Genomic DNA, 11266 nt, shown 5'->3' with positions numbered 1-11266 from the left:
TCCCAGGGCCCTCCGGATCTGCCTGCGGCCATCGCCGCGGCGCTTGCCGACCAAGGCTGGTGCATTACGGATGCCTTCCTGCCGCCGCTCCTGGTGAGCCAGTTGCGCCACGAGGCCGAGGAGCGCTGGCAGGATGGCCAGTTCCGTCGCGCCGGCGTCGGTCGCGGGTCCGGTCTGGAACTGCGCCCCGAGGTCCGCACCGACCGCATCCTGTGGCTGGACCCGGCCGGTCTGACCGGCGCGCAAAAGGCCTTATGGCAGCGGTTGGAGGCGGTGCGCTCGGCGGTGAACCGGCTGATGTATTTGGGCCTCCATGAGCTGGAGGTCCACTTTGCCGTCTACCCGCCCGGCGCCTGTTACCGCAGGCACCTGGACCGGTTCCATGACCAGCACGGGACCAGTGGCCGGCGGGAGCTCAGCTGTGTGCTGTACCTGAACGACGCCTGGCAGCCCCAGGATGGCGGGGCCTTGCGCATCTACACCGGTGATGAGGACGCGACGCCCTGCGCCGACGTACTGCCCATCGGCGGCCGCCTGGTGACCTTCCTCAGCGCCCGTTTCCCGCACGAGGTACTGCCGTCCCGCCGCGAGCGCTTCAGCATCACGGGCTGGTTTCGCAGTCGTTGAGCCGCTTGGCTGGACTCAATGCCGGCGCCGCGAGTGCACCTGGCAGGGCGGGATCTGATCCGGGCGACCCGCCGCCGGGATGATTGGGCGGCTCCGCGCCGCTTGGGCGCGGCCGTTGCTGAGTGCCTTGGCTTGCGTCGAAGGGGCGGCAGCGCAGAGCGGGTTTTCTCCGCCTGAGCCAGCCAAACCCTCGCCATTCCTGAGACCGCGCAAGGCCAGCGACTCAGCCGCTGATTTGCCGACACATCTCAGTGTCGCTTCTCAGCACCCTGCGCAGGGGCGGTCCGCGACCCAAAGCGGACGCTCGTGCTCACAGGCCATCCGGCCGCTGGATGCTTTACGACAAACTGAAAAGTGCCTTGCCGCTGATACCAGCCGCGATGTCTGATGGGAAAGTCCTTGTGGATGGCCGCAGCTGGATCATGGGCCTGCGCGGTCGATGCTCTCAACAGCCCACCATGCTGCTGTGAGCGAGCAATTGCGCCTCGATGACGCGGTCGAAGCAGGGCTCGGGTGTGTGCGGTGTGAGGGGTAAGAGCTGGAGCTCGGGCTGTGCGTAGCCGTAGGGCTCGTAGTCGTCGCTGGAGTCCAGCACGCAGTCGGCGTAGCCGGCGGGGTCCAGGGTCGGGTCGTAGGGGTTGCGCATGGTGGTTTCCTCCGCATGGAAAGGTCGCAACGCAGGCCTGCGGGCCTGACTTGCTTTAGCGAAGGCTGTGCCAGCACTGGGCCAGCACGGAACGTGTGCGGTGAATCGCTCACCGGATCAGCAGGTTACGCGGATGTGTCACCCTGTCCGCCCTAGCCCTTGAGTGCGGCTGTGGGTGCCGGAGGTGCAGATTCTCGACCGAGACGGTCGGTTTTGCGCGATTCTGGTGCGCGTTCCGGCATTTGCGGCAGGGATCTGCTGATGCGGCGGCGCATGTGCGGGGCAGGGGTGCGCCGGTGGGATGGCGCGTCAATGCTCGCAGCAAGGGCCACAGCCGCAACGACCAGGCGACGGGCTGCCGGTGCCGTTGCCAGCGTGGCGTTCGTCGCGTTCGTTGCGCGAGACACGCTGCGGGTGCTGTGCAGTCCCCTTCGTGCCGCTGTGGTCAGGGCGGTGCGTCGGCGCGCCCGTTGCCTGTTGCCCGTTGTGCTGTTGCGTGAGCCTGACGGGACTTGTGCGGCCGACTGGAAGTCGGCGCCCCCAGGTGCGGCCGACTGGAAGTCGGCGCCCCCAGGTGCGGCCGACTGGAAGTCGGCGCCCCCAGGCGCGGGCGACTGGAAGTCGGCGCCCCCAGGTGCGGCCGACTGGAAGTCGGCGTCCCCAGGTGCGGCCGACTGGAAGTCGGCGTCCCCAGGTGCGGCCGACTGGAAGTCGGCGTCCCCAGGTGCGGGCGACTGGAAGTCGGTGCCCGCAGGTGCGGGCGACTGGACGTCGGCGTCCCCAGGGATGGCCGACTGGGGGTCGGCGCAGCTGGGGGCGGGGGGCTGCTGAGCGGCTCAGGCGTACGCCGGCTGGAAGGCGGCTTCGGGCTCTTCCACCGGTGCGTTGGCCGCCGCGTCCCAGTAGGGCGAGAGCCTGCGCAGCTGGGCGACGATGGGTGGCACCGCCTCGATGACCCGGTCGATCTCCTCCACCGTGTTGTAGCGCGAGAGCGAAAAGCGCGTGGTGCCGTGGGCGGCCGTGAAGGGGATGTCCATGGCGCGCATGACATGGCTCGGCTCCAGCGAGCCGGACGTGCATGCACTGCCTGAGGAGGCGGCGATGCCGAGCTTGTTCAGCAGCAGCAGGATGGCCTCGCCCTCGATGTACTCGAAGGCGATGTTGCAGGTGTTCGGCAGACGGTTGCTCGGGTCGCCGGTGACGAAGCAGTTGGGCACGGTCTGCAGGATGCCCTGCTCCAGGCGGTCCCGGAGCTTGCGTACCTGGGTCTTCTCCTCGTCCATGTGCGCAAGTGCCAGCTCGCAGGCCTTGCCGAGGGCGACGATGGAGGCGCTGTTCTCAGTACCGGCGCGCCGGCCGCGCTCCTGGTGGCCGCCGCGCAGCAGCGGGCGGAAGCGGGTGCCGCGGCGCAGGTAGAGCACGCCGATGCCCTTGGGCGCATGCAGCTTGTGCCCGGAGAGCGAGAGCATGTCGATGGCGGTGCGCTTGAGGTCGATGGGCACCTTGCCCACAGCCTGCACCGCATCGGTGTGGAACATGACACCTGCGGAGCGCGCCAGCTCGGCCATCTCCTCCACCGGGAACAGGGTGCCCGTCTCGTTGTTGGCCCACATCACCGAGACGATGGCGACCTTGTTGGACAGGGCGTCCAGGTACTGCTGCATGTCGATGCGTCCCTTCTTGTCCACCTTGAGGTAGTGGACGGTGCAGCCTTCCTTCTCCAGGTGCTCGCACAGGCTCAGCACCGCCGGATGCTCGACGACGGTGGTGATGATTTCCCTGCGCTCCGGCTGGGCCTTCAGTGCGGACAGGATGGCCGTGGAGTCCGATTCGGTGCCGCAGGAGGTGAAGACGATCTCCGAGTCCAGCTCCGCACCCAACAGCGCCTGCACCTGTTGCCGCGCGGTCTTGAGGGCGCGCCCGACGCGGTCGCCGAACTGGTGCATGGACGACGGATTGCCGAACTGCTCCGTGAAGTAGGGCAGCATGGCCTCCACCACGGCGGGATCGACCATGGTGGTGGCGTTGTTGTCCAAATAGATACCTGACGTGGCCTGGGTCATTTTGGGCGCTCCGCGAGTGCTTGAGCTGCATTTGGCGAGGGGCGAGGGGCGAGGGGCGAGGAGGCGAGGGGCAAGTGAGCGATGCGCCGAGTGCTTGCCATTGCTCGATACTCGTCCCTCGCTCCTGCGCGCGACGGACAAGACGGCACGTCAATCCGCTGAGGCAGCAGCCGTCTGCATGGCCTGCGCCGGCAGAACGCGGACAAACTCGCCCAGGTCCTCGACGATGCGCTGCTGGATGCCCTCCAGCGTGGTGGAGGCCATCTGGCAGCCGGAGCAGGCGCCGGTCATGTTGACGAAGACGTTCTTGCCGTCGATGTCCACCAGCTCCACGTCGCCGTGGTCGCGCTGGAGGTTCGGGCGGATGGCCTCGATGGCGTTCTCGATGCGGCGGATGCGTGCCAGGTTGCCGAGCTTCGGCTTGCCGGCGGGCGGCGGCGGGGCGGCGGTGGGGTCGAAGGTCTTGCCCTGCTCGGCGAGCACCTTGGTGAGGATCTCCTCGATGGGCTCATGGCAGGCGGAGCAGCCGCCGCCGGCCTTGGTGTAGTTGGTCACCTCTTCGACGGTGCTGAGACCGTTGGCGCGGATGGTGTCCTCGATCATCACGGCGTCCACGGCGAAGCACTTGCACACCAGGGCGCCTTCCTCGTGGTCGTCCTTCCAGACCTCGCCGCGGTAGTTGGCGACGGCGGCCTGCAGCGCCTCGCGGCCCATGACGGAGCAGTGCATCTTCTCCGGCGGCAGGCCCTCCAGGAAGTCGGCGATGTCCTGGTTGCTGACATTGAGGGCCTCGTCCACGCTCATGCCCTTGATCATCTCCGTCAGCGCGGAGCTGGAGGCGATGGCGGAGCCGCAGCCGAAGGTCTGGAAGCCCGCCTCCAGGATGGTGTCGGTGGCCGGGTCCACTTTCAGGGTCAGGCGCAGGGCATCACCGCAGGAGAGTGAGCCCACCTCACCGATGGCATTGGCATCGGCGACGGCACCGGCGTTGCGCGGGTTGAAGAAGTGCTCTTTGACGGTTTCGGAATAGTCCCACATGGCTCGGCTCCGCTGGGTAGCTTGCAGTGTTTGGGCTCGGACGCTGGGTGGCTCGGGTCTTGTTGGACCGGGACGGCCGCAGAGATGCCGGTCGCACGCTTCAACTGTGGCGCATGTCCGTTGCGTCCAGATTGACAAACCTCATGAGTCGAAGCTTTAGCAAGCATCGAGCCAGTGTGGAAATCGAGGCGTAAGTCTCTGAATTTCAGAAGCTCGGGGAGGCAGGGGCTGCCGCCTGCCGAGTGTGCGGAACACGACATCCGCGGTGCCGCCGCGTCGGACTTCGCACGCGTGCGCGGCCCGGGTCGCCGGCGGGTGTGACTCGTGGGGCTGGCGGGCGGCGCAGCACCGCGGAGAACCCCAGGCCGGGCAGATGATCTGCGGCAGGCGCACTGAAGTGCGCTTGCCTGGCGTGACAACTGAGGTCGGCGTACCCGTAGCCGTCTGCCCGACTTCGGCGGTGATGCGCTGGGGCGCCGCGCGCACAGGCGGCAGTGCGGCACGGATCTGCGCCGGGTGACCGTCCGTGAGGACGTGGACCCGGCCCGGCTCGGCGTTGTGCTCGCCGATGTGGGGCCGCTCGCCGTCGGCGAGCACGAGCACCGTCAGGTCCTACTGGAGACTTGGCGCGCGCTCGGTGTCGCCGCGGGGCACAAGCTCAGGGCTTCGGCTTGGGGGTCGCGTCCGTCTCCACCGGCAGCACCGGATACTCGATCTTGGGCTGCTCGCCGGTCAGGGTCTCCAGGAACCCAGCGATGCTGGCGACCTCGTCATCCGTGAGCTTGGCACCGAGCTGCGCCGTGCCCATCACCGCCAAGGCCTGCTCCAAGTCCCAGACCTCGCCGGAGTGGAAGTAGGGCGCCGTGATGGCGATGTTGCGCAGCGGCGCGGCGCGGAAGACGTATTCATCCGACGCGGTTTTGGTCACGCGATAGCGGCCCTTGTCCTCCGGCGGCAGGATGTCGGCGCCCGGGCGCTTGATGAGGCCGAAGGGAAAGTAGTCCTGCCCGCCGAAGTTGACGCCGCTGTGGCAGGCGGTGCAGCCCTTGTCGATGAAGAGCGCGAGACCCTCCTTTTGCGCATCGGTGAGCGCGCCGTCGTTGCCTTCCAGGAACTGATCGAAGGGGGCATTCGGTGTCACCAGGGTGACCTCGAAGGCCTCGATGGCCTTGGCCATGTTGTCGAAGCTGACCGGCTCATCCTCGCCTGGGAAGGCGCGGCCGAAGCGCTCGACGTACTCGGGCATGCTGTTCAGGGTCGCCACCACCTGCTCGGGCTCATTGGCCATCTCCACGCCCGCCTGGATCGGGCCCTTGGCCTGCGCCTTGAGGTCTTCGGCGCGGCCGTCCCAGAACTGCGCGGCGTTGAACACGGCGTTCAGTACCGTTGGTGAGTTGCGGGGGCCCTGCTGCCAGCCGTGGCCCAAAGAGGTGGGCATGTTGTCGTCGCCGCCGGTGCCCAGGTTGTGGCAGGTGTTGCAGGAGATGACGCCGGACTTGGACAGGCGCGGGTCGAAGAAGAGCATCTTGCCGAGCTCGATCTTCTCCCGGGTCACCGGGTTGTCTGCGACCTCGGCGAGGCCATAGGGCACCGGCTCCAGCCCCGCGGATTTGGCCTTCTCGCGCAGGGCGGCGTCGTCGGCCAGGGTCTGGGTGCTGGCGAGGATCAGCGTGGGGAGGATTGCGGTGCCTGCGATGCGGCGCAGCCGGCCAGTGGATTTCGCATTCATGTTCGTCTTCCTGGCGTCTTGCTTGGTTATGCGGGATTGCCGGGCAGAAGCCTACAATCCCCGCCGCCGGCAGGAATTGCGCTGGCGCAGGAATGCGGCTGCGTCGGCGCGACGTCCGTCAATGCACGCCCGTCACAGGCATCATGTCCACATCGCAGGCGCCGCCGACGCTCACCGAGCGGCTGCGCCCGCCGCCGCGGCAGGACTCGCCTTGGTCCTGGATGCGGCAGTTCAGCGCCACGGGGCGACCGGCGCTGAGCCAGCTCGGCGTGCGGCGCCAGCGCCCGACTTTGCTGAAGCTGCACCCCGGCGAGACGCCGTAGGCGGTGCAGCCGCCCCCGCCGCCGAGGCGCACCTTGCGGCCGTCCACGATGAAGCCCGGGTAGTTGTCCTCGATGCGGATGTCATCGCCCCAGTCTTCCATCTCGAAGCGCATTTCCTTGAAGCGCCAGCCGCTGCCCACGCGCTCGCCCACCTTGATGCGGGTGTTGGCGATGAGGGCGTGATCGGGCCCGTTCTCGGCGACGGCGCCGGACATGTACTCGATGCGGTCCTGCTGCGGGAAGCACTTGCCCATGGCCGGCGGGTGGTAGTAGTGGCGCATCTCGGTGAGGTCGCGCAGGCTGTTGCCGGGGAACAGCTCCCGCAGGGCGCCGTCACCACCATAGAGAATGCGCTCGGCATCCCCGACGCTCTGGGTGTACATGGCCTGTACGCGGTCATAGAAGTCCTGGCGCTCAAGGTCTGTGCGCAGATAGCAGGCGGTGAGCCCCGAGATCATGGTCAGGTAGGCGTCCCAGATGTTGTATTGCGACACATCCGAGGACACGCCCTGGAAGTCGCCCGGGAAGCGGCAGCCCTGCCGGCGCAGACATTGGCCCACCGCCCGGTTGCGCACGGACAGCACCACGGTGTTGCGCTCGCAGGCGCCGTAGGCGGAGCAGCCGCGGTCCAGATGCCCCTCGAAAATGGCGGTGCGCATGGTGTAGTCCAGGTGCTTGGCGCGGGCGAGGGTGGTGTCGTCCCACTTGCCCTTGTTGCGGGCGATGAAGCTGTCCCAGGCGGAGGCCAGCTTGGCGCGGCGCCCGGTCATGCGCTTGTTCACCGACGCGCACTGGGGCGAGTTGTGGAAGCTGCGCACGATCTTGTCGAGCGTGGACTGGCCTTTGCGCTCGGCGGCCTTCTGGTCGCCGCGGCCGGGCGGATCGAAGAAGGGCGATTTCTCCAGCTGGTAGAAGTCGCGCACGCTGACGACGCGGTTCACGCCCGGGCCGCAGTGATGGTTTCTGACCTGCTTGCCTTTCTGGGCCGCCACCGCGCGCTCGAAGGCGCGGGTGGCCGACTGCCCCGAGGCGCTGGAGGCATCCACGACGACCTCGAACCCCACATAGGGCGTGCCCTTGCTGTCGGTGAGGGCGCGGCCGTTCTGCACCACCAGGCATGGGATCACCGCGGTGCCCTGGGTGAGGCTGCCGGCCTGGGCACCCGGGCCATTGGCGCCGATGCGATAGGTGGGCACCGTCAGCGGGCCGTTGAACTTGTAGAGGGTCATCACCGGCGCCGCAGGGATGGCGGCGGCGGGTTGCGAGAACAAGAGTGCCGGTGCCAGCAGGGTGAGAGCGGCGAGGGCGGATCGCAGCGAGGCTTGCATGGGGTTGGGCTCGGTCCCTGGGTTGTGAGCGAAGCTCGATGGTGATCGATGTCTCGCAGCCGGGGTGGTCCGCGGCTGCATGCGTATGCGGGCTCAGGGGGCGGCGGCCGTTGTCGGGCTGGTGTCTTTCGGCGTACCACCCGGCGTGTGCTGCACTGCCGGTGTGGCACGTGCAGCATCGGCACCGCCGGTGGCGGCCGCCACCAGCCTTGCCCGCGCCTCCGGGTCGGGCTCGCCCCGCAGGGGCATGCCGTCGATGGCGGGAAAGAGATCGGAGACCACCAGCTCATCACCGGCCGCAACGCCGCCCGCGATGATGGCATATTCAGGATGGCGGACGGCGACGGTAACATGACGGATGGCGAGCCGCCCGTCTTCGACCAGGTAGAGTCGGTCGCCATGGAGCGCCGAGCGCGGCACCACCAGCTGCTCCGGACGCGGGGCGCCGAACAGCTCCACCTCCACGAACAGGCCCTTCACCAGTGGCGGGCGCGCACCCGGCACCACGTCGGCATACGGGGCCTCGACGACGACGATGACACCGACGGTGCGGGTGTCCGGGTCCAGCGTGTCGCTGAGCCGCGCGAGCTCGGCGTCCCAGGACACATCGCCGCCGGCGTCACGCAGCGTAACCCGGGCGCGGATGCCGAGCCGCTCGGCCAGCGCGCCACCGGGGCCGATGCTGAAATCGATGGGGTCGGCCCCCTGAAGCAGCGCGCGCATGCGGGCGATGGGGATCTGGGCCTCCACCTCGGCGCGGTCGATGGCGTCGGCCTTGATGAGGACCTGGCCCTCGCGCACGTATTGCGCCTGCTCGATGTTCACCTCGCTCAGGCGCGCCCGGAAGGGCAGCTGCACTTCGGTGCGCGAGAGGTCGAGGCGGGCGTCGGCGAGCTGGGCCTCGTAGCGGGCGAGCTGCGCCTCCAGCAGCTCGCGCTCCGCCGGCAGCAGATTCAGCTGGTTCTGTTGCGCCTGTACCGCCTGGCGTTGGGCCAGCAGGTTGCGCTTCTCCTGCTCCAGCTCGGAGGCGCTCAGGGTGCCCTTGTCGCGCAGGCGCTGCTTGCGCTCCACCTCCGTGGTACGCAGCGCCAGGGATTCCTCTTCGATGGCGAGGGAGGCGCGGATGTTGGCCTCCTTGGCGGCCATCTCGGCGAGCTGCGCCCGGGTGGAGAGGATGTCCGCCTCGACCTGGGACAGGCGCAGCTCGTATTCGGTGGGATCGATGCGCAGCAGCACGGCGTCCGCCGGCAGCAGGGCACCCCTGCGCAGGCGCGGATGCGTCTCGATGACGCGGCCGTTGACCTCTGCCACCGCCTCCCAGACCCGCTCCGGGCGCACGCGGCCGTAACCGTTGGCCCGTGGGACGACATCCACGGCGGGGATCTCGATGATCCTGACCACCCGCGCCGGTGGCTCGGCATCGCGCTGTGCCGGTGGCCCTGCACCGCGGTTCAGCAGCACGGCGATGCCGAGCGCCATTGCGAGGGGCAGCAGGAACAGCCATTTGCGTGGTGAATTCGGCACGGCACCCGGGGCGGCGGCAGGGAGTTGTCAGCCCGGTATTGCGCCAGCATCCGGGGCTCGGCGCAAGCTCGCATGGGCAGGCACGCGGTTGCCGCCGAGCATGCCAATCCTGGGCCGGGTCATCGCAGGCGCAGTCGGCGGGCACGAAAAAGCCCGCCGGGGGCGGGCTTCAGGCGAGGGCAGCGTCGCCGGCGCGCGCCGGCGGCGACTGTGGGTTACAGCTCCAGCTGCACCCGGAGCTTGTTCATCGCGTTCTTCTCGATCTGGCGGATGCGCTCGGCGGAGACGCCGAACTGCTGCGCCAGCTCGTGCAGGGTCTGCTTCTTCTCCGTCAGCCAGCGCTCGCGCAGGATGGTCTTGCTGCGCTCGTCCAGGCCCTCCAGGGCGGCGAACAGGCGCTCGCGCTGATGGGCGTCGTTGTCTTCCTTCTCCAGCGCCGCGGCGGGCTCCATGCGCAGGTCGGGCAGATAGGTGGAGGGTGCCGACGGGCCATCGTCGTCGTCGTCGTCGTGGCCGTCGAAGGCCATGTCGTGGCTCGCCAGGCGCGACTCCATCTCCAGCACCGTCTCGGGCTTGACCCCAAGGTCCGCGGCCACCTCGTCCACCTCCTGCTTGGAGAACCAGCCGAGGCGCTTCTTGGCACTGCGGAGGTTGAAGAAGAGCTTACGCTGCGCCTTGGTGGTGGCAACCTTCACGATGCGCCAGTTGCGCAGGATGTACTCGTGGATCTCGGCGCGGATCCAGTGCACCGCGAAGGAGACCAGCCGCACGCCCACGTCCGGCTCGAACCGGCGCACCGCCTTCATCAGGCCCACGGTGCCCTCCTGGATCAGGTCCGGCAGGGGCAGGCCGTATCCCAGGTAGCCGCGTGCGATGCGGATCACGAAGCGCAGGTGCGAGAGCACCAGCCGCCGGGCCGCCATCATGTCGCCATGGTCGCGCAGGCGCAGGGCCAGGCTGCGCTCTTCCTCCTGCGTGAGTACAGGAATCTGGTAAGCGCTCGCGATGTAGGCGTCGATCGTGCCCGTCGACAGGGAGCCGAGGTTGGCGATGTCTTTGATCGATGCTTCTTCAGCCATGGTGCTTATACCTGAGTAATTTGCTCGGAAATCATGCTAGCAGCATAAGGCTGCTTTGACAACACTGTGTACCGGGTTTTCGAGCAGCTTTTGAACGGAAAGTTCCTGTGGCAAAAGCTGGACATTCCCGACTTGGGTCCATGGTAGTCAAAGACAGGCGCGGCGCAATGCCTTTTGCTCAGCGAGCGCCGCGCGGTCCGATGAAAGGTGGTTGCCGCGGCGCTCCCGGGGCCGATCATGGCGCACCTTCTCTATGTAAGCCGTGGCCAAATCCAGGAAAATAGGAAGACGCCATGGGGTCTCCAGGGAGCGGGTGCGCGGCCGTGCTGGGCTGGTGCCCAGTTGTCACAGCCGCACCTGAGACTCGCCCGAAGGGCCCTGAGGGTCGCCGTCCGGAGCTGTCGGTGGCTTGTCCAGATTTTCAGCGACAGCCCCAATGCCGTCGCCTCCACGCTTCCCGATGTCTCGGACGGAAAATCCGAGGCTTACGCAGGTTGTGCCGCTGTGGGCAGTCCCGGCCGCGGGCCTGGTCGCCGGGGCAGAGGCGCCCTGTTGCTGTACGCATTCGGATGACAAGTGACGCTCGAGTTGCCGGTCGCGACCCGCGCGGGCCTTTCGGTGCCGCGGCGCCGGCGAGTGACGCTGTGCGGCGGTGCTAAGATTCGGGGGCGTTTGACATCGATGCCGGGGCAGGGCCTGAGTGCCGCCGCGCCGATCGGCGATGACCGCAGGCAGCGGCGTGCCGGCGGCTTCGTGGTCCCGGGCAGCTTCACCCACGGCAGCGCCGGGCAGCGGGTGCGCTGGCTCAGCCGTGGGCTTGAGGGCGGCTCGGTGCAGAGCTGCAACACCTTCGAGGCGGCGCGCCTCTGATGCCGGGTCGGTCGGCGGCGGAGCCTGCCGCGATGGGCG

The 11266-nt window shown here is 68.2% G+C and carries 9 protein-coding genes; 2 read left to right on the top strand and 7 right to left on the bottom strand.

Annotated features, from left to right (window positions below):
• Positions 1–93: 93 nt before the first annotated feature.
• Positions 94–627 carry a 2OG-Fe(II) oxygenase gene (locus QZ607_RS13435; RefSeq protein ID WP_295883473.1) on the top strand — a complete coding sequence of 178 codons (534 nt, stop codon included), beginning with the start codon at positions 94–96 and terminating at the stop codon, positions 625–627.
• Positions 628–1072: 445 nt separating this feature from the next.
• Here the strand turns inward: QZ607_RS13435 and QZ607_RS13430 are convergent, their stop codons facing one another.
• From QZ607_RS13430 to rpoH, 7 genes are all read right to left on the bottom strand, one after another.
• Complete coding sequence (locus QZ607_RS13430) at positions 1073–1273, bottom strand: hypothetical protein (RefSeq protein WP_295883470.1); 201 nt, start codon at positions 1271–1273, stop codon at positions 1073–1075.
• A gap of 836 nt (positions 1274–2109) precedes the next feature.
• On the bottom strand, positions 2110–3336 hold the full coding sequence (nifS, locus tag QZ607_RS13425) for a cysteine desulfurase NifS (protein ID WP_295883468.1): 1227 nt from the start codon (positions 3334–3336) through the stop codon (positions 2110–2112).
• Between the two features lie 150 nt (positions 3337–3486).
• On the bottom strand, positions 3487–4374 hold the full coding sequence (nifU, locus tag QZ607_RS13420; RefSeq protein WP_295883465.1) for a Fe-S cluster assembly protein NifU: 888 nt from the start codon (positions 4372–4374) through the stop codon (positions 3487–3489).
• A 658-nt stretch (positions 4375–5032) separates the two neighbouring features.
• The gene (locus QZ607_RS13415) at positions 5033–6103 is read right to left on the bottom strand and encodes a cytochrome-c peroxidase (RefSeq protein WP_295883461.1); all 1071 of its coding nucleotides are present in this window, start codon (positions 6101–6103) and stop codon (positions 5033–5035) included.
• A gap of 118 nt (positions 6104–6221) precedes the next feature.
• A complete protein-coding gene (locus QZ607_RS13410) occupies positions 6222–7754 on the bottom strand; it encodes a hypothetical protein (RefSeq protein WP_295883459.1) in 1533 nt (510 codons plus the stop codon).
• A gap of 93 nt (positions 7755–7847) precedes the next feature.
• A complete protein-coding gene (locus QZ607_RS13405; RefSeq protein WP_295883457.1) occupies positions 7848–9278 on the bottom strand; it encodes an efflux RND transporter periplasmic adaptor subunit in 1431 nt (476 codons plus the stop codon).
• A gap of 215 nt (positions 9279–9493) precedes the next feature.
• Positions 9494–10357 carry an RNA polymerase sigma factor RpoH gene (rpoH, locus tag QZ607_RS13400; RefSeq protein ID WP_295883456.1) on the bottom strand — a complete coding sequence of 288 codons (864 nt, stop codon included), beginning with the start codon at positions 10355–10357 and terminating at the stop codon, positions 9494–9496.
• A 576-nt stretch (positions 10358–10933) separates the two neighbouring features.
• Here rpoH and QZ607_RS13395 point away from each other — a divergent pair.
• Positions 10934–11227 (top strand): neutral zinc metallopeptidase, encoded by a 294-nt coding sequence (locus tag QZ607_RS13395; protein ID WP_295883454.1) that lies wholly within the window; start codon positions 10934–10936, stop codon positions 11225–11227.
• The last annotated feature ends 39 nt before the right edge of the window (positions 11228–11266 follow it).

The organism is uncultured Thiohalocapsa sp. (genome assembly GCF_913063425.1).
GTDB lineage: Bacteria > Pseudomonadota > Gammaproteobacteria > Chromatiales > Chromatiaceae > Thiohalocapsa.
This window is presented reverse-complemented; position numbering and strand designations above follow the sequence as displayed.